Consider the following 19,580-nt stretch of genomic DNA (forward strand, 5'->3'; position numbering starts at 1 on the left):
CGTCGTCCTACGCTCACACGAGTCACCCTGTCATGACCGCCAGTCCAGCGGGACCTGCTTCTCCCTGTCCCAGGGCAGCTCCCAGCCCGCGAAGTGCAGCAGCCGGTCGATGACACCGGCGGTGAAGCCCCAGACGAGCGTCGATTCGACCAGGAATGCCGGGCCACGGTGGCCGCTGGGGTGGACGCTGGTGACCCGGTTGGTGGGGTCCGTGAGATCCGCCACGGGGACGGTGAAGACCCGCGCCGTCTCGTTCGGATCGACGGCGCCGACCGGGGAGGGCTCGCGCCACCAGGCCAGGACCGGTGTGACGACGAAGCCGCTCACCGGGATGTACAGCCTCGGCAGGACGCCGAAGAGCTGCACACCGGCCGGGTCGAGCCCGGTCTCCTCCTCGGCCTCGCGCAGGGCGGCCCGCAGCGGCCCCTCGCCCTGGGGATCACCGTCCTCGGGATCGAGCGCGCCGCCCGGGAAGGCCGGCTGGCCGGCGTGGGAGCGCAGCGTGCCCGCCCGCTCCATGAGCAGCAGCTCGGGCCCGCGGCCCGCCCCGCCGCGCCCGTCCTGCGCGGCGCTCTCGCCCGCGCTCTCCCCCTGGCCCTCGCCCCCGCCGAACAGGATCAGCACGGCGGACTGACGGCCGGCGCCGTCCTCCGGCGGCAGGAAGCGGCTCAGCTGCCGGGGCCGCACCGTCTCGGCGGCCCGCGCCACCGGGTCCAGCCAGCCGGGCAGGCCCTCCTTGCTGAGCATCGAACTCCGAGTGTGGCCCTGTGTGTCGCTCGCCCGTGTCATCTCCACCCCCGTCCTGCCGACTCCAACGCCCGACGCCCCCGACATCGTTCCGTCACCCGGCCCCCAGCGGAGGCGCCGGGGTGCCGCCCGCGTCCAGGTAGGCCTGCGGGGGGTTCAGGCGCTGGCCGGGGAAGCCGCCCTTCTCGTACTTCAGCAGCTTCACCGCCTTCTCCGGGTCGGTCTCGCCCTCCCCGTAGGCCGGGCAGAGCGGGGCGATGGGGCAGGCGCCGCACGCGGGCTTGCGGGCGTGGCAGATCCGGCGGCCGTGCCAGATCACGTGGTGGGAGAGGTCGGTCCAGTCGCTCCTGGGGAAGAGCGCGCCGACCGCGGCCTCGATCTTGTCCGGGTCGGTCTCGTCGGTCCACTGCCAGCGGCGCACCAGGCGCTGGAAGTGGGTGTCCACGGTGATGCCCGGTCGGCCGAAGGCGTTGCCCAGCACGACGAAGGCGGTCTTGCGGCCGACGCCGGGCAGTTTGACGAGGTCGGCGAGGCGGCCGGGGACCTCGCCGCCGAAGTCCTCCGCCAGGGCCTTGGAGAGCCCTATGACCGACCTGGTCTTGGCCCGGAAGAAGCCGGTCGGGCGCAGGATCTCCTCGACCTCCTCGGGGTCGGCGGCGGCCAGGTCCTCGGGGGTGGGGTACTTCGCGAAGAGGGCGGGCGTCGTCTGGTTGACGCGCAGGTCGGTGGTCTGAGCGGACAGCACCGTGGCCACGACGAGCTGGAACGGGTTCTCGAAGTCCAGCTCCGGGTGGGCGTACGGGTAGACCTCCGCGAGCTCGCGGTCGATACGGCGGGCCCTGCGGACCAGGGCGGTACGGGACTCCGCGCGCGGCGGCTTCGCGGCGACGGTCTTCGCCGGGGCGACGCCCTCGACGGCGGCGGTGGCCTTCTTGGGGGCGACGTCGGGCTTCTTGGCGGGGGCCTGCCTCTTGAGGGGGGCCTGCCCCTTGGCGAGGGCCGCCTTCTTCTTGGGGGCGGCCTTCTTGGCGGGCGCTGCGGTTTCGGCGGGGGCCGCCTTCTTCGCGGGGGCCGCCTTCTTCGCCGCACCCGCGGTCTTCTTCCCAGTCGCGGCCTTCTTCGCGGTGGTCGCCTTCCGCGCGGCGGTCGGCGTCTTCGCGGCGGTCGCCTTCTTCGCGGCGTTCGGGCTCTTCGCGGGCGTCGCCCGACGGGCGGAGGCCTGCGTGTCCTCGGCGGGCACCGGGTCGTTGTCGGCGTTCTTCTTCACGGCACCCTTCTCCGCGGTCACCCTCTTGGCAGGCGCCGCCCTCTTTGTCGCTTTCGCCGTTTTCCTACCGCCATCGGGGCCCTGTTCGCCCACAGCGGAATCACGACGTACACCCACCCGCGCAGCCCCCTCGGCCTGTGCTCTCACCGGCGTTTTGGACACCCGGCCAGCCTACGGCCCGGTACCGACATCCGCCCCGGACCCCGAAGATCGGCGCCCAATTGGACCCCTGCCGCGTACCCCAGGACACCAGTGCGGCATCCTTGTGACAGATCACACTGTTTGGACTGTCCGGCAAAATGGGCACCACGGACCCCTGGTACACCGGGGGAACAAGATCCTCTGAGCCGGTCGACAAGGAGAGAACTCGTGGACGACGTTCTGCGGCGCAACCCGCTCTTCGCGGCGCTCGACGACGAGCAATCCGCGGAGCTCCGCGCCTCCATGAGTGAGGTGACCCTCGCCCGCGGCGACACGCTGTTCCACGAGGGGGACCCCGGAGACCGCCTCTATGTGGTCACGGAGGGCAAGGTCAAGCTCCACCGCACCTCCCCCGACGGGCGCGAGAACATGCTGGCGGTCGTCGGCCCCAGCGAGCTGATCGGTGAGCTGTCGCTCTTCGACCCGGGTCCGCGCACGGCGACCGGCACCGCGCTCACCGAGGTCAAGCTCCTCGCCCTCGGCCACGGCGACCTCCAGCCCTGGCTGAACGTCCGCCCCGAGGTCGCCACCGCCCTGCTGCGTGCCGTCGCGCGCCGCCTGCGCAAGACCAACGACGCCATGTCCGACCTCGTCTTCTCGGACGTGCCCGGCCGTGTCGCGCGCGCCCTGCTGGACCTGTCCCGCCGTTTCGGCGTGCAGTCCGAGGAGGGCATCCACGTCGTGCACGACCTGACGCAGGAGGAGCTGGCCCAGCTGGTCGGCGCGTCCCGCGAGACGGTCAACAAGGCGCTGGCGGACTTCGCCCAGCGCGGCTGGCTCCGGCTGGAGGCCCGCGCGGTGATCCTGCTGGACGTGGAGCGGCTCGCCAAGCGCTCCCGTTGAGGGACGACGTCAGTCCGGCAGCTGGATGAGCCCGTGCTCGCCCAGGTACTCCAGCTGCGCCCGCACCGACAGCTCCGCCGCCGGCCACAGCGACCGGTCGACGTCCGCGTACACGCGGGCGACGACCTCGCCCGGCGTCCGGTAGCCGTCCTCCACCGCCGTCTCGACCTGGGCGAGGCGGTGGGCGCGGTGCGCGAGGTAGTACTCGACGGCGCCCTGGGCGTCGTCCAGGACCGGGCCGTGACCCGGGAGCACCGTGTGCACCCCGTCGTCGGCGGTGAGCGACCTGAGCCTGCGCAGTGAGTCCAGGTAGTCGCCGAGACGCCCGTCGGGATGGGCCACCACCGTCGTACCGCGGCCCAGGATCGTGTCGCCCGTCAGGACCGCCCCGTCGGCCGGGAGATGGAAGCACAGCGAGTCGGCCGTGTGCCCCGGGGTCGATACGACCCGCAGCTCCAGGCCGCCGACCTCGATCACGTCACCGGCGGCCAGGCCCTCCTCGCCCAGTCGCAGCGCCGGGTCCAGGGCCCGTACGTTCGTCCGCGTCAGCTCGGCGAAGCGCGCGGCGCCCTCCGCGTGGTCCGGGTGACCGTGCGTCAGCAGGGTGAGGGCGACCCGCCTGCCCGCCCGCTCGGCCGTGTCGACGACGTGCCGCAGGTGGGTGTCGTCCAGCGGGCCCGGGTCGACCACGACGGCCAGGTCGGAGTCGGGCTCGGCGACGATCCAGGTGTTCGTCCCGTCCAGGGTCATCGCGGAGGCGTTGGGCGCCAGGACGTTGACCGCGCGCGGGGTGGCGGGTCCCGAGAGGACACCGCCCCTCGGCTGGCCGGGCAGTGCGCTTGCGTCCGTCATGCGGGGGCTCCCCCGGTCGGGTCGGAAGGTGTGGCCGGTGCCGGGCCGCCGCCGGGTCCGGCGGGGCCGTCCGGAGCCCCGGAAGGCAGCGGGCCGGCGGGTGACGCCGTCGGCGGGACGTGCTTGGTGAACTCGTCGTGCCCCGGCCAGGAGAGCACGATCTCGTCACCGGCCAGCCGCGCCTCGGCCAGTACCGGCGTCATGTCGCGGCCCGGAGCCGACGCGAGCGCCCCGGCCGCCGTACCGCACGCCGACAACGCGCGCAGCGTCGCCACGGTCGGCGGCATCATCAGCAGCTCGCCCTTGTCGTACCCGGCGGTCGCCTCCGCCGGGGTGATCCACACCGTGCGGTCGGCCTCCGTGGAGGCGTTGCGGGTGCGCTGCCCCTCGGGGAGGACGGCCACGAAGAACCACGTGTCGTAGCGCCGGGACTCGAACTCCGGGGTGATCCAGCGCGCCCAGGCGCCCAGCAGGTCGGACCGCAGGACGAGGCCCCTGCGGTCCAGGAACTCCGCGAAGGACAGCTCACGGGCGACCAGGGCGGCCCGGTCGGCCTCCCAGTCCGCGCCCGTGGTGTCGCCGACCACCGCGTCCCCGGTCGGCCCGGCCAGCAGGACGCCCGCCTCCTCGTACGTCTCCCGTACGGCCGCGCAGACGATCGCCTGGGCCGCCGCCTCGTCGACGCCGAGCCGGTCCGCCCACCACGCGCGCGTGGGGCCCGCCCAGCCGATGGCGCGGTCGTCGTCGCGCGGGTCGACCCCGCCACCCGGATAGGCGTACGCGCCCCCGGCGAACGCCATGGACGTGCTGCGGCGCAGCATGTGGACGGCGGGGCCGGCCCCGGTGTCCTTCAGGAGCATGACGGTGGCCGCTCGCCTCGGCGTGACCGGCGTGAGGGTGCCGGCCGCCAGCGCGCGGATGCGGTCCGGCCACTCCGGGGGATACCACTGACCATTCGCCATGGCCGGAGGCTATCCGGTGACGGGCGGATGTTCGAGTGGCCCCCGGGTCGGACGGGGTCCGCGGCGCGGTCAGCCGGGGAGGGCGGCCAGCCAGTCGGTGAGCAGCCGGTTCGTCTCCTCGGGCCGCTCCTGCTGGAGCCAGTGCCCGCAGCCGTCGAGGAGGTGCGAGGCGGTCAGGCCGGGCAGGGTGGCGGGGTAGGCCTCGATCGCGTCGGACAGCCAGGTGGTGGAGGTGTCCCGGCCGCCGCCGAGGAACAGCGACGGCTGGGTGATCGGGGCACCTCGGTGGGCGGCCAGGTCGGCCCAGTCGCGGTCCATGTTCCGGTAGCGGTTCAGGGCGCCGGTCAGACCGGTCCGCTCGAACTCCCCGGCGTAGACGTCCAGCTCCTCCTCTGTGAGCCAGGAGGGCAGCCGTCCGCCCGCCGGGAAGCGGTCGCGCAGCCTGCCGCCGACGGCGACGAAGTGCGGGTCCGGTGCCTCGGGCGGGGGCATCGTGTCGGCGGACAGGGCGGCGTAGAAGCCGGCGAGCCAGCCGCGTACGTCCGGCTCGATCTCCGCCTCGGCCCGGCCGGGCTCCTGGAAGTAGGAGACGTAGAACTCCTGGCCGGCGAAGGGACCGGCGGGGCCGCTCATCGCGGCGAATGCCTCGCTGGGCCGCGGGCCGCCGGGCGGGGTGTACGGCACGCTCAGCAGGCCCACCGCGCGGAAGACGTCGGGCCGCAGGAGCGCCGAGTGCGCGGCGACCGTCGCGCCCCAGTCGTGCCCGACGATCACGGCCGTGCTTTCGCCCAGGGCCTCCACCACGGCGGCGTTGTCCGCCACGAGGTCGAGCATCCGGTAGGCCTCGACGGCGTCGGGCCGTGAGGAGCGTCCGTAGCCGCGCACGTCGATCGCGGCGGCGCGGAAGCCGGCGGAGGCCAGCGCGGGCAGCTGGCGGCGCCAGGAGTACCAGGACTCGGGGAAGCCGTGGACGAGCAGGACCAGGGGCCCGCTGCCCTGCTCCACCAGGTGGATCCGGCCGGCCGGCGAGGGCACGAGGCGGTGGACGGGACGGTGGTGATCGGGGCGGTCGTGCTCGGGGCGGTGGTCGTCGGTCGCGGGCGGCTGCGGCATGGCTCCTCCTGGCACGTGCGGTCGGACCGGTGCCGGGGGGCACGCGCCGGGGCCGGGACCCGCCGAGGGCCGGCCCCCGCTCCGTGCGGGGCACCGACAGTGATCCTGCGGCGGCGCCAGGGGGGAGGCCAGCTCTGTTGCCGGCCCGGCAACGACCACGCGGCGGGCGACGCGAGACGTGGCCCGCCGGGGCCGTACGTCACCCGGCCGTACGTACGGCCCCGCACGCGTTCGCGGGGCCGTGGCACTGCGCCTGGCGTTACGCCTGGACGAGCTCCACCTGGACCTCGACCTCCACCGGCGCGTCCAGCGGCAGTACCGCCACGCCGACCGCGCTGCGGGCGTGGACGCCCTTGTCGCCCAGGACCTCGCCGAGCAGCTCGCTGGCGCCGTTGATCACGCCGGGCTGGCCGGTGAAGTCGGGTGCCGACGCCACGAAGCCCACGACCTTCACCACGCGTGCGACGCGGTCGAGGTCACCGGCGACGGACTTCACCGCGGCCAGCGCGTTCAGCGCGCAGGTGCGGGCGAGTTCCTTCGCCTCCTCGGGCGTGACCTCGCCGCCCACCTTGCCGGTGACCGGGAGCTTGCCCTGCACCATCGGCAGCTGTCCGGAGGTGTAGACGTACGGACCGGACTGCACGGCCGGCTGGTAGGCGGCCAGCGGCGGGACGACCTCGGGCAGCGTCAGCCCGAGGTCGGCGAGCTTCGCCTCGACGGCGCTCACGCCTGCTTCTCCCGCTTCAGGTAGGCCACGAGCTGCTCGGGGTTGTTCGGCCCGGGCACGACCTGGACGAGCTCCCAGCCGTCCTCGCCCCAGGTGTCCAGGATCTGCTTCGTGGCGTGGACGAGCAGCGGCACGGTTGCGTATTCCCACTTGGTCATGTGGCCGACTCTAGCCGCTGCCCGACGCGCCTCCGGAGGCCGACCGCGGCGAGGTTGTCCACAGCCTCCCGCGTGCTCGGCGCGCGAACTGGTTACGCTCGAATACGTGAGCAGGCTCCAGGTCGTCAGCGGCAAGGGCGGAACCGGCAAGACCACGGTGGCCGCGGCCCTCGCGCTGGCCCTGGCCACCGAGGGGAAGCGCGCGCTTCTCGTCGAGGTCGAGGGTCGCCAGGGCATCGCGCAGCTCTTCGAAACCGAAGCGCTGCCTTATGAGGAGCGGAAGATCGCCGTCGCTCCCGGGGGCGGGGAGGTGTACGCCCTCGCCATCGATGCCGAACGGGCCCTTCTCGACTACCTCCAGATGTTCTACAAACTGGGGAGCGCGGGACGGGCCCTGAAGAAGCTCGGGGCGATCGACTTCGCGACCACCATCGCGCCCGGTGTCCGGGACGTCCTGCTGACCGGCAAGGCGTGCGAGGCGGTGCGACGCAAGGAGAAGAGCGGACGTTTCACCTACGACTACGTCGTCATGGACGCCCCGCCGACCGGCCGCATCGCGCGCTTCCTCAATGTGAACGACGAGGTGGCCGGCCTCGCGAAGGTCGGCCCGATACACAATCAGGCGCAGGCGGTGATGCGGGTGCTGAAGTCGCGCGAGACGGCCGTGCACCTGGTGACGCTGCTGGAGGAGATGCCCGTCCAGGAGACCGCGGACGGCATCGCGGAGCTGCGGTCGGCGCGGCTCCCGGTGGGGCGGATCATCGTCAACATGGTCCGGCCCGCGGTGCTGGACCAGACCGATCTGGACCTCGTACGGAGCACACCGCGTACGGCGCTCGCGCGGTCCCTCTCCGGGGCCGGGCTCGGCGGGGCACGGCGGGGCGGGCACGCCGAGCGGCTGGTGGACCCGCTCCTGGGGCAGGCCGAGGAGTACGCCGAGCGGTACGCGCTGGAGCAGGAGCAGCGGGCCGTCCTGGGCGACCTGGACCTCCCCCTGTGGGAACTCCCGCTGCTGACCGAGGGCATGGACCTGGCGGGGCTGTACGAACTGGCCACCGAGCTGCGGAAGCAGGGGATCGCATGAGTCCGGACCCGGCCCGGCCCCAGGAGGGCGCCCGGCGGCTGAACCCCGCGCGCGTGCTGGACGTCGACCCGATGCTGGAGGACCCGAAGACCCGCATCGTGGTGTGCTGCGGCTCGGGCGGTGTCGGCAAGACGACGACCGCGGCGGCTCTCGGTCTGCGGGCGGCCGAGCGGGGCCGCAAGGTGGTCGTCCTCACCATCGACCCGGCCCGGCGGCTCGCCCAGTCCATGGGCATCGACTCCCTGGACAACACCCCGCGCCGGGTGAAGGGGGTCGACGACTCGGCGGGCGGCGAGCTGCACGCCATGATGCTCGACATGAAGCGCACCTTCGACGAGATCGTCGAGGCGCACGCGGACCCCGGCCGGGCCGCGGCGATCCTGGGCAACCCCTTCTACCAGTCGCTCTCGGCGGGCTTCGCGGGTACGCAGGAGTACATGGCGATGGAGAAGCTGGGGCAGCTCCGCGCGAGGGACGAATGGGACCTCATCGTCGTCGACACGCCGCCGTCCCGCTCGGCACTGGACTTCCTGGACGCCCCCAAGCGCCTCGGGTCCTTCCTGGACGGCAAGCTGATCCGCGTCCTGCTGGCCCCGGCGAAGGTCGGCGGCCGGGCCGGCATGAAGTTCCTGAACGTCGGGATGTCGATGATGACGGGCGTCCTGGGAAAGGTGCTGGGCGGGCAGTTCCTCAAGGACGTGCAGACCTTCGTGGCCGCGATGGACTCGATGTTCGGCGGCTTCCGCACCCGTGCGGACGCGACGTACAAGCTGCTCCAGGCGCCCGGGACGGCGTTCCTGGTGGTCGCGGCCCCGGAGCGGGACGCACTGCGCGAGGCCGCGTACTTCGTGGAGCGGCTGGCGGCCGAGGACATGCCGCTGGCCGGTCTGGTGCTCAACCGGGTGCACGGCAGCGGCGCCGACCGGCTGTCGGCCGAGCGGGCGCTCGCCGCCGCGGAAAATCTTGAGGACCGTCGCATTGTGGATCAGGACGGCGGGAAAGCTGGACTTCGTAACTCCCCCGACGCACACGGCAGTTCAGACGCTTCCGAGCCCGCCCCCGCACCCGAGACCGACCTCTCGTCACAGACCGCCCCCGAGACCGAGCAAGACTCCGAGACCGGCCCCGCCTCCGGGCCCCGCCCTTCTGCCCACGAGGCTTCCGAGGCCTCGGACGCTTCGAAAGCCTCGGACGCTTCGGACGCGGCTTCGGACATCCCGGAGCGGTCCGTCGACCAGCTCACGGCGGGCCTGCTGAGGCTGCACGCCGACCGGATGCACCTGCTCGCCCGTGAGCAGCGCACGCGCGACCGCTTCACCGCGCGTCATCCCGAGGTGGCGGTCACCGAAGTGGCCGCGCTGCCCGGCGACGTGCACGACCTCGCGGGGTTGCGGGAGATCGGGGACCGTCTCGCGACGAGCCGCCCCGAACTTCCCGAGCCCGGCGCCTGACCGACCTGGGGGCCCTCGTACCCCGAGGGCCCTCATTGCCACGGGGGCGCGCCGCGAGGAGTACGCCACAGGGGAGCCCCGGTCGCCGCCGGGCCGACCTGCCCGCCTGGGACCACGGCCGCCTCACCCCGGGGCCGCCTCCGACCAGACCTCCTCAGACCACGGCCTTCTCAGACCACGGCCGTCTCAGACCACGGCCGCGAAGTTCTCGTAGACCTCGTCGTCGTCGAGGGGCACGATGCCGGCTCCTCGCTCGTACTCCGTCCGCGCCGTTTCCAGCAGTCGGCGCCAGGAGGTCACGGTGGGTCGCCGGCGCAGCAGTGCGCGGCGTTCCCGTTCCGTCATGCCTCCCCACACGCCGAACTCGACGCGGTTGTCGAGCGCGTCGGCCAGGCACTCGGTCCGCACCGGGCACCCGGTGCACACCGCCTTGGCCCTGTTCTGCGCTGCTCCCTGAACGAACAGTTCGTCCGGATCGGTAGTGCGGCAGGCGGCCTGCGCACTCCAGTCGGTTACCCAGCCCATACCGGCGCCGTCCTCTCCCGAATCGAGGCTCCCCCACGGCGGCAGCGGCATATTCACCGCCGCCAGTTGAGGACGTTACGGAAGGCGGGCACAGCGCAACACCCCCTTCGGGCCCAATCTTGAATGGCCCGAACGGACTATGGGTAAGCGGCAGATCACCCGGGGGAGTGAGCTGGCGACATACGCGACGATCCCGGCATTCGGGTCGTTTCAGTTGCGCCACAACGGACACCAATTGACACACAAGGCGGTTTCGGACACGCATCCCACACGCTGTGGCACGCGCCCGTACACACCAACACGCCCCCCAAGGGGGCCTCTCGGAAAAAACTCGAGCGGATCCGGAACGATTCGGGGTCGCCGGACGTATTGATACGTGGCCTCACTGCTGTGACAGTTGAGTGCAGCTTAGGCCAAGGCATATACGCGTGTCCGGCGAATGAGAACGTAGGCTGCCTCCATGCCAAAGAAGCGCTCGGGCGGTGGTCTGTCGCCAACGCAGCAGGCCGCCAAGTTCCTCGGTGTCAGTGTGCTCGCGGGAGCAGTGCTGGCCGGCATCGCGTTGCCCGCCGTGGGCGCGCTGGGGCTGGCGGCCAAGGGGTCGGTGGAGAGCTTCGACGCTCTTCCAGCCAACCTGAAGACTCCCCCGCTGAGCCAGCGCACCGCCATCCTCGACGCCGAGGGCGGCACCATCGCCACGGTCTACTCGCGTGACCGCACGGTGGTCGCCCTGAAGGACATCTCGCCGTACATGCAGAAGGCGATCGTCGCGATCGAGGACTCGCGCTTCTACCAGCACGGCGCGATCGACCTCAAGGGCGTCCTGCGCGCGCTGAACAAGAACGCGCGCAGCGGCGAGGTCTCCGAGGGCGCGTCCACCCTCACGCAGCAGTACGTCAAGAACGTCTTCGTGGAGGAGGCCGGCGACGACCCGACGAAGGTCGCCCAGGCCACCCAGCAGACCCTCGGCCGCAAGATCCAGGAGCTGAAGCTCGCGATCCAGGTCGAGGAGGAGCTGGGCAAGAAGAAGATCCTCGAGAACTACCTGAACATCACGTTCTTCGGCCAGCAGGCCTACGGCATCGAGGCTGCCGCCCAGCGGTACTTCTCCAAGTCCGCCAAGAACCTCAACGTCCAGGAGTCCGCCCTCCTGGCCGGCATCGTCCAGTCGCCCAGCCGGTACGACCCGGTCAACGACGAGGCCGAGGCCGTCAAGCGGCGCAATGTGGTGCTGACCCGCATGGCGCAGGTCGGTGACATCTCCGAGGCGGAGGCCGCCAAGGCGAAGGAGGCACCGCTCGGGCTGAAGGTCAGCCGGCCCAAGAACGGCTGCATCACGGCCGTCAAGGGTGCGGGCTTCTTCTGCGACTACGTCCGCGCGGTGTTCCTGAGCGACCCGGTCTTCGGCAAGACCAAGGAGGACCGGGCCAGGATCTGGAACCAGGGCGGTCTGACGATCCGCACGACCATGAGCCCGCAGGCGCAGGAGTCGGTGCAGCAGTCGGTCAAGGACCACGTGTACAAGAAGGACGACGTGGCGACCGCGGCCACCATCGTCGAGCCCGGCACCGGCAAGATCGTCGCGATGGGCCAGTCCCGCCCGTACGGCGTCGACATCAAGAACGGCGAGACGACCCTCAACCTGTCCGTCAACAGCGCCATGGGCGGCGGCGCGGGCTACCAGCCCGGTTCGACGTTCAAGCCGATCGTGGCGGCCGCCGCCATCGAGGGCGGCATGCCGGCGACGAAGTCGTACTCCTCGCCGTACGAGATGGAGTACCCGAGCCCGGTCGCGGCCTGCGACGGGAAGACCTGGCTGAACAACGAGGGCGCCGAGCTCGCCAACGAGAACGAGACGGAGGTCGGCCCGTACGACATGCGGGAGGCCACCGCCAAGTCGGTCAACACCTACTACGTGCAGATGATCAGCGACATCGGCATCTGCCCGGTGACGCAGATGGCCCAGAAGATGGGCGTCGAGCGGGCCAACGGCAACAAGCTGGAGCAGACCCCCTCCATCGCCCTCGGTGTCACCGAGGTGTCCCCGCTGACCATGGCGAGCGCCTACGCGACCTTCGCCTCGCGCGGCATGTACTGCACGCCGGTCGCCATCGAGTCGATCAGCCAGCGCATCGGCAACAAGAGCAAGTCGCTCGAGGTGCCGAAGTCCACGTGCTCGCGGGCCATGTCGGAGACCACGGCCGACACCATCAGCACGCTCCTCAAGGGCGTCGTCGAGGACGGCACGGGTACCCAGGCCGGTCTCGACAGCCGCCCGAGCGCGGGCAAGACCGGTACGACCGACGAACGCTTCGCGGCCTGGTTCGTGGGCTACACCCCGAACCTGGCCGGCGCCGTGTGGGTCGGTGACCCGAAGCACGAGCGGAAGATGATCAACATCACCATCGGGGGCGTCCCGCACGACAAGGTCTTCGGTGGCGCGGTCCCCGGACCGATCTGGCGGGACATGATGTCGGGCGCGCTGGAGGGCGAGCCGGTGGAGCAGTTCAACACCGTGGACATCCCCGACTCTGCCGACAAGGACAAGGGCCGCGGCAACGACAACGGCGGCGCCGGCGGGGACGACGGCGGCAACGGTGACGACGGCGGCAACGGCGGCAACGGCGGCGGGGGCGACGACGCCGGCGGTGTCATCGGCGGCCTGATCGACGGCGGCACGGGCAACGGCGGCAACGACGGCGGCGGCGGCTTCCCCGGCAACATCTTCCAGGGGCAGGGCAACGGCGGCATCGGCGGGCGGCGCGACTGAGTCCGGCCCACCCCGCCGTACGCCTACGGACGCAGGAAGGCCGGTGGCCCGCACCTCTCGGTGCGGGCCACCGGCCTTTTCCGCGCTGGTGCGCCGCTACCGGGTCAGCCGGCCAGCAGCTTCTTCACCGCGGCGGCGACCCGGCCGCCCTCGGCCTGCCCGGCCACCTTCGGGTTCACGATCTTCATGACGGCGCCCATGGCGCGCGGACCCTCCGCACCGGCCGCCTTCGCCTCCTCGACGGCCTGCGCGACGATCGCGTTCAGCTCGTCGTCCGACAGCTGCTTCGGCAGGTAGGCGGCGAGCACCTCGCCCTCCGCCTTCTCCCGCTCGGCGCTCTCGGGGCGGCCGCCCTGCGCGAAGGCGTCCGCGGCCTCGCGGCGCTTCTTCGCCTCGCGGGTGATCACCTTCTGCACCTCGTCGTCGGAGAGCTCGCGCTTCTCCTTGCCGGCGACCTCCTCCTTGGTGATCGCGGCGAGCGTCAGCCGGAGCGTCGAGGAGCGCAGCTCGTCACGCTCCTTGATCGCGGCATTGAGGTCGTCGTGCAGCTTCGACTTGAGCGTGGTCATGCAGGAGATTGTCGCAGGTGCGGGAGGAGGGACGCCTGCCCATTTCGGGGCCGCCCGCGCATCCCGGCCCGGCTTCGGCGAACCCGCCCCCGCCCGGTGGCTCCCGTGCGGTCGGTGACCGCTCGTTTCACACCGCTCGTTTCAGACGGTCGCCGCTGCTCGTGGCGGGGCAGGACGGTCGCGGCCGCTCGTGGCGGGAAGGTCACGGCCCCTCACTTCAGGACGGTCACGGCTGCTCACTTCAGGACGGTCACGGCTGCTCGCTCCAGGACGGCCGCGGCCACTCGCTCCGGGACGGGTTCTGACACGATGGACGTATGCGCGCGCGATACGGAGTACCCCTGGGAATCACGGCGGTTGGCGCCGCCGGTCTGGTCTACGCGGCGGGTTTCGAGGCCCGCTCGTTCCGCCTGCGACGGGTGACGATCCCCGTCCTGCCCTCCGGGATGCGCCCGCTGCGCGTGCTCCAGGTCTCCGACATCCACATGGTCGGCGGCCAGCGCAAGAAGCAGCGCTGGCTGCGCTCACTGGCCGGCCTGCGCCCCGACTTCGTGATCAACACCGGTGACAACCTGTCCGACCCGGACGGTGTCCCCGAGGTCCTGGACTCCCTGGGCCCCCTGATGGAGTTCCCGGGCGCCTACGTCTTCGGCTCCAACGACTACTACGGCCCCAAGCTGCGCAACCCCGCCCGGTACCTGCTGGAGAAGGCCCAGGGCCGGCACGGGCTGAACGGCAACGCGCCCGCCCAGAACGTCGTCCACAACCCGTGGGAGGACCTCCGCGACGGCTTCGACGCCGCCGGCTGGCAGAACCTCACCAACACGCGCGGCACGCTCAAGATCGAGGGCGTGTCCGTCGAGCTGACGGGACTGGACGACCCGCACATCAAGCGGGACCGGTACACGGAGGTGGCCGGCGGCCCCTCCGGCGCGGCGGACTTCTCGATGGGCGTGGTGCACGCGCCGTACCTGCGCGTCCTCGACTCCTACACGGCCGACGGCTACCCCCTGGTCCTCGCCGGCCACACCCACGGCGGCCAGCTGTGCATCCCCTTCTACGGCGCCCTGGTCACCAACTGCGACCTGGACACGGACCGCGTGAAGGGCCTGTCCACGCACACGGCGGAGGGCCGTACGGCCTACCTCCACGTCTCGGCGGGCTGCGGCACCAACCGCTACACCCCGGTCCGCTTCGCCTGCCCCCCGGAGGCGACGCTGCTGACGCTGGTCGGCCGGGAGCGGTGATCGGGGGCGGAGCCGAGGGGCCGAGGGGCCGGGGCCCCGGTACGGGACGGCCGGCGTCCGCGCCGGGCCGGGCCGGGTAACCCACACGGCCCACTCCGCATCGCCCGTCATGTCCGGTATGCCTAGCTTGAGGCCATGACCGCCTCGATACCCAGGGACATCCCGGACCTCCCCGCGATCCCGGGCCCGCCCAAGCTGCTGCCCTCCCCCGTCCCGGCGACGGCCGTCGTGACCCCCGTACGCCGACCGCTGGTCGCCGCCTTCCGCCTCGTCACCGCGGCGCTCGCGCTGACGGGCGTGACCGCCCAGCTCCTCGTGGGCGGCCCGGTGACCCGGACCCTGAGCCACTTCACGGTGCAGAGCGGCATCCTGCTGGCCGTGGTCATGCTCGCCTCCGCCCGCCGCGCCTGGTCCGCCCGCCGCCCCCTGCCGGGCGCCCTCACCGGTGCGGCACTCCTCTACGTCACCGCCGCCGGCCTCGTCCACCACCTGCTCCTGGCCAACGCGGCGAGCCCCTTCGCCGCGCCGGACACCACGGGCGCCGGCGGCTGGCACACGGTCGCCGCCCACCTCCTGAACACGGCCGTCCCCGTCGCCGCGGCCCTGGACTGGCTGCTCCTCAGCGCCCCCGGCCGCCTGCACCTGCGCCAGGCCGCCGCGTGGATCCTCTACCCCCTGGCCTACCTGGCCTTCTCCCTGGCCCGCGGCGAGCTGCTGCTCCCCGGCACCGAGGGGCACTACCTCTACCCCTTCCTCGACGTCGACCAGCACGGCTACAGGGGCGTCCTCGGCAACGCCCTCCTCCTCGGCCTCGCCCTCTACGCCCTGGGCGTCCTCCTCGTGGCCCTGGACCACATCCGCCCGAACCCCCTCCGTCGCCGCTGGTAATCCGGATTTCGCCTCCGGCCCCCGGTGGGCTAAAGTAAACGACGTCGCCGCGACGAGCAGCGACAATCGGGGTGTGGCGCAGCTTGGTAGCGCGCTTCGTTCGGGACGAAGAGGTCGTGGGTTCAAATCCCGCCACCCCGACAGTGGAACACCAGGTCCCCCGTCTACTCATGTGAGTGGACGGGGGACCTTTTTGTGTGCGCGCCTCTTCGCGTGGCCGCCGCTCCGGAGTTCGGGCGGCGATGCCGTCGAGGGTGCCCCGGTCCCGGGGGGCGCTTCAGACATTGCGTGGGGTATCGAAAAACGATAGGTTTCTATCGTGGATCGATTGAAGGAGGGGCGATGGGACAGCTGACCGTCCTCGCGCTGCGCGGTGTCATCGGGGCGCTGCTGGCCGGCTCGGTGTTCGTTCAGGGCGTGCTGCTCTGGCTGCTGGTGGCCGGGAGCGGTGACCCGGACGCCGCCCTGGCGCACGTGCGCACGCCGGTCTTCGTGATCGTCGTGCTGGGGGCCCTGGCCGCCGAGACCGTGCTGGTCTGCGTCTGGCGGCTGGTGACCATGGTGCGGCGCGGCACCGTGTTCTCCCTCGGGGCCTTCCGGTACGTCCATGTCGTGATCGGTGCCTTCGTCGCGGCCGCGCTGCTGGTCTTCACCCTCGGGGTCCTCCTGGCGCCCGGTGAGGCCGTGGCGCCCGGCATCGTCCTGCTGCTGGGCGGGGTCGGGGTGGCGGTCCTGGGCGTCGCGCTGGTGGTGCTCGTCCTGCGGATGCTGCTCGCCCAGGCGGTCGCGCGGGACATCGAGGCGGCGCGGATGCGGGCCGAGCTTGCCGAGGTGATCTGATGCCGATCGTCGTCGACATCGACGTGATGCTGGCGAAGCGCAAGATGTCCGTGGGCGACCTCGCGGAGCGCGTCGGCATCACCCCCGCCAACCTCGCGGTGCTGAAGAACGGCCGCGCCAAGGCGGTGCGCTTCACGACCCTCGCCGCCCTGTGCGACGTGCTCGAATGCCAGCCGGGTGACCTGTTGCGCTGGGAGGCCGGAGGGGTGGACCCGGGCTGACGCCCGGCCGGTGTCGTTCGCGGGTGGCCTCCGGGGCCCGTCCTGGCGCAATCTGGGAGAAGATCTGCGTGCCCCGCGCGCTCGGGGGCACCGACCCGGGAAGGACCACTCAGTGATCATCTTCGGCACCAAGGGATACCTCTACCAGCTCGCGATACTGACGCTGGTGTGCGGCGGATGCGGCAATCCCTCCGCGCACACGCTCAGGAAGCGCGTCTCGAAGTTCACGCTGTTCTTCGTGCCGCTGTTCCCGTTCTCCACGAAGTACCTGACGCAGTGCACCTTCTGCGGCGCCGAGCAGCGGGTGACCAAGGAACAGGCCGAGCACCTCCAGGCGCAGGCCGTGAGCGGCCAGGCCGGTCAGGCGTACGGGCAGCCGCAGCAGCAGCCGTACCAGAGGCCGTGACTCCGGCGGGGGAGGCGTGGGGAGGGACGGAGTGGCGGAGCAGCGGGAGCCGCAGGGGCCGTACGTGTCGGGGTACGCCGAGATCCTCGCGGGCGTCGCGGCCACGGGGCGCCGGCTGACCCGCGACGAGCTGGAGGAACGCCGGCGCCTCGGGGAGCAGGCCGCGGAGGCGGGGCACGGTCTGCGCAGCCTCGTACAGCTGCACCTGGACGCCACGCGCGTCTCCTGGCCCGGCGGAAGCCCGGACCATGTGCTCGCGGCGGTCGCCCAGGCCGTGGACGCCTTCGCCGAGGGGTACGAGCGCGCCCAGCGCCTCGCCGTACGGCAGGAGGAGGCGGCGCGGCGGGAGTTCATCGACGACCTGCTCTACGGGCGCAGCGACCTGGGACGGCTCGCCGAACGGGCCGTACGCTTCGGCCTGGTCCTCTCCCGCGCCCACGCCGTCGCGGTGGCCGAGGGCCCGGAGGCGTACGACGACACGGCGCCGGTGACCCGGTTCGTGGAGACCGCGCTCATCTCCCGCTTCGGCGACCGGCGCATCCTGATCACCACCAAGAACGGGCAGTTGGTCTGCATCGCGCCCGGTGACCAGGACGAGGTCCTCGCCTTCTTCGCCAAGCAGGCGTACGCCGCCGCCGAGGGCAACCGGGTGGCCATCGGGCGACCCCGCTCCGGCGCGGGCGGCGTGGTGCACAGCTACGAGGAGGCGCTGAGCACCCTCGAACTCGCCGAGCGACTCGAACTCGACGAGCCCGTGCTGCACGCCGCCGACCTGCTCGTCTACCCGGTGCTCGCCCGCGACCGGCAGGCCATGGCCGACCTGGTGCTGAGCGTGCTGGGTCCGTTGCGCGGCGCCCGTGGCGGTGCCGGGCCGCTGCTGCGGACGCTGGAGGCCTACTTCGACGCCGGCTGCACCTCGGCCGAGGCCGCCCGGCGACTGGCGCTCAGCGTGCGGGCCCTCACCTACCGGCTGGACCGCATCCACCAGCTGACCGGCGCCAACCCCGCCGACCCCGTGCACCGCTACACCCTTCAGACCGCGGTCATCGGGGCCCGGCTGCTGGGCTGGCCCGCCCAGGAGATCTGAGCGGGCCGTGCCGGGCGGGGCCGCGGCCGGGGTCAGCCGCTGATCTCCACCTTGCCGTTGCGCGGGTCCGGGCCCTCCGAGCGGTCCGGGCGACCGAGGTGCGCGGGGCGGTCCGGCCCGTGCGCGGTGTCCGTCCCGGTGGTGTCCTTCGCCGTGATGTTCCTCAGCAGGGACGCCAGATCCACGCCCGTGGTCGAGTTGAGCAGTTCCACGCCCTGTGCCACGTTGTCGGCGACCGTGCGCGACAGCCGGCTCGCGCCGTCCGTCGAGATCACCGTCATCTTGTCCACGGCCGCGAGCGGCTCGGACGCCTTGGCCACCACCTGCGGCAGCACCTCGACCAGCATCTGGAGCACGGCCGCCTCGCCGTACTGACCGAAGGCGTCGGCCTTCTGCCGCATCGCCTCGGCCTCGGCCGATCCCTTGGCGCCGATCGCGGCGGCCTCCGCCTCGCCCTCCAGCCGTACGGCCTCGGCGATCGCCGCGCGCCGGGAACGCTCGGCCTCACCCTGCTTCAGGCCCTCGATGGCCTCCGCCTCGGCCAGCGCGCCGCGGCGCTGCTTCTCGCCCTCACCGGTGAGCCGGGCCCGCTCGGCCTCGGCCTGGGCCGCGGCGATCTCCGCCGCCCGCTCGGCCTCCGCCTGCTTGACCCGCGCCACCCGGCGGGCCTCCGCCTCCTGTTCGGCCGCGTAGCGCTGCGCGTCGGCGGGCTTGCGGACCTCGGTGTCGAGCTGGCGGTCCTTCAGCGCCGCCTGCCGCTCGGCGACCTTCTCCTGCTCGGCGAGGATGTCCTGCTGCCGGGCCGCCTCGGCGAGCGGACCGGAGGCGTTGGCGCGCGCCGCCGCCTGGTCGGTCTCCGCCTTGATCTCGGCCTGCTTGAGGTAGAGGGTCCGCTGCGCGACCGCGATCTCCTCCTCCGCCTTCAGCCGCGCCTGCTCGGCGGCCCGCCGGGCCACGGCCTCGGCGATGTCGGCCTCCTGCTTGGCGCGGGCCGCCTCGGGGCGGCCGAGGTCCTCCAGGTAGGAGCCCTCGGTGGTGATGTCCTGGATCTGGAAGGCGTCCAGCACCAGGCCCTGCCCGGACAGGCTCGCCTCGGCCTCCTCGGCGACCTGCCCGGCGAACGCGGCCCGGTCCCGGATGACGTCCTCCACGGACATCCGGCCGACGATGGCGCGCAGCGCGCCGGACAGCACCTCCTGGGTGAAGCCGACGATGCCGTCCTGCTGCATCAGGAACCGCTGCGCGGCGGCACGGATCGCGTCCTCGGTGCCGCCGACCTTGACGATCGCGACGCCCTCCAGGTTGGCCTTCACCCCGCGCAGCGTCACCGCGCCGCGCACGGCGACCGGGATGTGCCGCGAGGAGAGGTCGAGCGTGAACCGCTGCTGCACGAACGGCACGACGAACACGCCGCCGCCGACCACGACCTTCTGGCCGCTGTTGTCGGTGAACACGCGGCCGGTCTCCGGATCGGTGGACTTCTTGCCGCGCCGTCCCGTGACGATGAACGCCTCGCTCGGCCCGGCCACCTTGTAGCGGCTGACCACCACCAGCGCGAGCAGCACCACGAGTACGACGACTCCCAGTACCGCGATGACGACAGGACTCATGGCAACGCCCCC

Annotated in this window: 20 protein-coding genes and 1 tRNA gene; 11 read left to right on the plus strand and 10 right to left on the minus strand. The window is 72.3% G+C overall.

Annotated features, from left to right (window positions below; all coding sequences use genetic code 11):
* Window positions 1-30: 30 nt before the first annotated feature.
* Window positions 31-789 carry an NUDIX hydrolase gene (locus AC07FV_RS19795; RefSeq protein WP_479088707.1) on the minus strand — a complete coding sequence of 253 codons (759 nt, stop codon included), beginning with the start codon at window positions 787-789 and terminating at the stop codon, window positions 31-33.
* Window positions 790-841: 52 nt separating this feature from the next.
* Window positions 842-2,014, minus strand: coding sequence for an endonuclease III (gene nth / locus AC07FV_RS19800; protein WP_479088708.1), 1,173 nt, complete (start codon window positions 2,012-2,014; stop codon window positions 842-844).
* 369 nt (window positions 2,015-2,383) lie between these two features.
* On the opposite strand from nth, the gene AC07FV_RS19805 reads away from it, so the two are divergent.
* Complete coding sequence (locus tag AC07FV_RS19805) at window positions 2,384-3,058, plus strand: Crp/Fnr family transcriptional regulator (RefSeq protein WP_003975365.1); 675 nt, start codon at window positions 2,384-2,386, stop codon at window positions 3,056-3,058.
* Window positions 3,059-3,067: 9 nt separating this feature from the next.
* Here AC07FV_RS19805 and AC07FV_RS19810 read toward each other — a convergent pair whose 3' ends face one another.
* The 5 genes from AC07FV_RS19810 to AC07FV_RS19830 all read right to left on the minus strand — a co-directional run bounded on the left by AC07FV_RS19810 (window position 3,068) and on the right by AC07FV_RS19830 (window position 6,870).
* Window positions 3,068-3,910: an MBL fold metallo-hydrolase gene (locus tag AC07FV_RS19810; protein WP_479088709.1), complete on the minus strand. Its 843-nt coding sequence runs from the start codon at window positions 3,908-3,910 to the stop codon at window positions 3,068-3,070.
* Window positions 3,907-4,872, minus strand: a complete 966-nt coding sequence (locus tag AC07FV_RS19815) for an NUDIX hydrolase (protein WP_479088710.1) — start codon at window positions 4,870-4,872, stop codon at window positions 3,907-3,909. Before AC07FV_RS19815 ends, AC07FV_RS19810 begins: the two co-directional genes overlap by 4 nt.
* Before the next feature lie 69 nt (window positions 4,873-4,941).
* Window positions 4,942-5,985 carry an alpha/beta fold hydrolase gene (locus tag AC07FV_RS19820; protein WP_479088711.1) on the minus strand — a complete coding sequence of 348 codons (1,044 nt, stop codon included), beginning with the start codon at window positions 5,983-5,985 and terminating at the stop codon, window positions 4,942-4,944.
* A gap of 259 nt (window positions 5,986-6,244) precedes the next feature.
* Entirely contained in the window at window positions 6,245-6,712 is a 468-nt protein-coding gene (locus AC07FV_RS19825) for a RidA family protein (protein ID WP_479088712.1), read from the minus strand.
* Window positions 6,709-6,870, minus strand: coding sequence for a Sp36 family protein (locus tag AC07FV_RS19830; protein WP_003975360.1), 162 nt, complete (start codon window positions 6,868-6,870; stop codon window positions 6,709-6,711). Before AC07FV_RS19830 ends, AC07FV_RS19825 begins: the two co-directional genes overlap by 4 nt.
* Window positions 6,871-6,976: 106 nt before the next feature.
* Here AC07FV_RS19830 and bagA point away from each other — a divergent pair, with 106 nt between their 5' ends.
* Both bagA and bagB read left to right on the plus strand, forming a co-directional pair.
* Entirely contained in the window at window positions 6,977-7,954 is a 978-nt protein-coding gene (gene bagA / locus AC07FV_RS19835) for an ATPase BagA (RefSeq protein ID WP_479088713.1), read from the plus strand.
* The gene (gene bagB / locus AC07FV_RS19840) at window positions 7,951-9,405 is read left to right on the plus strand and encodes an ATPase BagB (protein ID WP_479088714.1); all 1,455 of its coding nucleotides are present in this window, start codon (window positions 7,951-7,953) and stop codon (window positions 9,403-9,405) included. Before bagA ends, bagB begins: the two co-directional genes overlap by 4 nt.
* Window positions 9,406-9,591: 186 nt before the next feature.
* On the opposite strand, the gene wblA is transcribed toward bagB, so the two are convergent.
* Window positions 9,592-9,930 carry a transcriptional regulator WblA gene (wblA, locus tag AC07FV_RS19845; RefSeq protein ID WP_356602240.1) on the minus strand — a complete coding sequence of 113 codons (339 nt, stop codon included), beginning with the start codon at window positions 9,928-9,930 and terminating at the stop codon, window positions 9,592-9,594.
* A 460-nt stretch (window positions 9,931-10,390) separates the two neighbouring features.
* Here wblA and AC07FV_RS19850 point away from each other — a divergent pair, with 460 nt between their 5' ends.
* A complete protein-coding gene (locus tag AC07FV_RS19850; protein ID WP_479088715.1) occupies window positions 10,391-12,700 on the plus strand; it encodes a transglycosylase domain-containing protein in 2,310 nt (769 codons plus the stop codon).
* A gap of 104 nt (window positions 12,701-12,804) precedes the next feature.
* Here AC07FV_RS19850 and AC07FV_RS19855 read toward each other — a convergent pair whose 3' ends face one another.
* Complete coding sequence (locus AC07FV_RS19855; protein ID WP_356602244.1) at window positions 12,805-13,269, minus strand: GatB/YqeY domain-containing protein; 465 nt, start codon at window positions 13,267-13,269, stop codon at window positions 12,805-12,807.
* Between the two features lie 317 nt (window positions 13,270-13,586).
* On the opposite strand from AC07FV_RS19855, the gene AC07FV_RS19860 reads away from it, so the two are divergent.
* The 7 genes from AC07FV_RS19860 (at window position 13,587) to AC07FV_RS19890 (ending at window position 17,958) form a co-directional block, all read left to right on the plus strand.
* Window positions 13,587-14,516, plus strand: a complete 930-nt coding sequence (locus AC07FV_RS19860; protein WP_356602246.1) for a metallophosphoesterase — start codon at window positions 13,587-13,589, stop codon at window positions 14,514-14,516.
* A 135-nt stretch (window positions 14,517-14,651) separates the two neighbouring features.
* Window positions 14,652-15,404 (plus strand): Pr6Pr family membrane protein, encoded by a 753-nt coding sequence (locus tag AC07FV_RS19865; protein WP_479088716.1) that lies wholly within the window; start codon window positions 14,652-14,654, stop codon window positions 15,402-15,404.
* Between the two features lie 67 nt (window positions 15,405-15,471).
* A tRNA-Pro gene (locus AC07FV_RS19870) sits at window positions 15,472-15,545 on the plus strand.
* Between the two features lie 201 nt (window positions 15,546-15,746).
* Window positions 15,747-16,244, plus strand: coding sequence for a DUF2975 domain-containing protein (locus AC07FV_RS19875; RefSeq protein ID WP_479088717.1), 498 nt, complete (start codon window positions 15,747-15,749; stop codon window positions 16,242-16,244).
* The gene (locus AC07FV_RS19880; protein WP_383647033.1) at window positions 16,244-16,465 is read left to right on the plus strand and encodes a helix-turn-helix domain-containing protein; all 222 of its coding nucleotides are present in this window, start codon (window positions 16,244-16,246) and stop codon (window positions 16,463-16,465) included. Before AC07FV_RS19875 ends, AC07FV_RS19880 begins: the two co-directional genes overlap by 1 nt.
* Window positions 16,466-16,577: 112 nt before the next feature.
* Window positions 16,578-16,871 (plus strand): zinc-ribbon domain-containing protein, encoded by a 294-nt coding sequence (locus tag AC07FV_RS19885; protein WP_384690051.1) that lies wholly within the window; start codon window positions 16,578-16,580, stop codon window positions 16,869-16,871.
* 31 nt (window positions 16,872-16,902) lie between these two features.
* Window positions 16,903-17,958 (plus strand): PucR family transcriptional regulator, encoded by a 1,056-nt coding sequence (locus AC07FV_RS19890; protein ID WP_479088718.1) that lies wholly within the window; start codon window positions 16,903-16,905, stop codon window positions 17,956-17,958.
* A 32-nt stretch (window positions 17,959-17,990) separates the two neighbouring features.
* Here the strand turns inward: AC07FV_RS19890 and AC07FV_RS19895 are convergent, their stop codons facing one another.
* Window positions 17,991-19,568, minus strand: a complete 1,578-nt coding sequence (locus AC07FV_RS19895) for a flotillin family protein (RefSeq protein WP_479088719.1) — start codon at window positions 19,566-19,568, stop codon at window positions 17,991-17,993.
* Between the last annotated feature and the right edge of the window lie 12 nt (window positions 19,569-19,580).

This window comes from Streptomyces sp. NPDC045956 (assembly GCF_056430705.1).

Coding starts and splice junctions, on each gene's coding strand:
- AC07FV_RS19795 (WP_479088707.1), bottom strand. CDS start 789: ATGACACGGGCGAGCGACACACAGGGCCACACTCGGAGTTCGATGCTC.
- AC07FV_RS19810 (WP_479088709.1), bottom strand. CDS start 3,910: ATGACGGACGCAAGCGCACTGCCCGGCCAGCCGAGGGGCGGTGTCCTC.
- AC07FV_RS19815 (WP_479088710.1), bottom strand. CDS start 4,872: ATGGCGAATGGTCAGTGGTATCCCCCGGAGTGGCCGGACCGCATCCGC.
- AC07FV_RS19820 (WP_479088711.1), bottom strand. CDS start 5,985: ATGCCGCAGCCGCCCGCGACCGACGACCACCGCCCCGAGCACGACCGC.
- AC07FV_RS19830 (WP_003975360.1), bottom strand. CDS start 6,870: ATGACCAAGTGGGAATACGCAACCGTGCCGCTGCTCGTCCACGCCACG.
- bagB (WP_479088714.1), top strand. CDS start 7,951: ATGAGTCCGGACCCGGCCCGGCCCCAGGAGGGCGCCCGGCGGCTGAAC.
- wblA (WP_356602240.1), bottom strand. CDS start 9,930: ATGGGCTGGGTAACCGACTGGAGTGCGCAGGCCGCCTGCCGCACTACC.
- AC07FV_RS19850 (WP_479088715.1), top strand. CDS start 10,391: ATGCCAAAGAAGCGCTCGGGCGGTGGTCTGTCGCCAACGCAGCAGGCC.
- AC07FV_RS19855 (WP_356602244.1), bottom strand. CDS start 13,269: ATGACCACGCTCAAGTCGAAGCTGCACGACGACCTCAATGCCGCGATC.
- AC07FV_RS19860 (WP_356602246.1), top strand. CDS start 13,587: ATGCGCGCGCGATACGGAGTACCCCTGGGAATCACGGCGGTTGGCGCC.
- AC07FV_RS19865 (WP_479088716.1), top strand. CDS start 14,652: ATGACCGCCTCGATACCCAGGGACATCCCGGACCTCCCCGCGATCCCG.
- AC07FV_RS19875 (WP_479088717.1), top strand. CDS start 15,747: ATGGGACAGCTGACCGTCCTCGCGCTGCGCGGTGTCATCGGGGCGCTG.
- AC07FV_RS19880 (WP_383647033.1), top strand. CDS start 16,244: ATGCCGATCGTCGTCGACATCGACGTGATGCTGGCGAAGCGCAAGATG.
- AC07FV_RS19895 (WP_479088719.1), bottom strand. CDS start 19,568: ATGAGTCCTGTCGTCATCGCGGTACTGGGAGTCGTCGTACTCGTGGTG.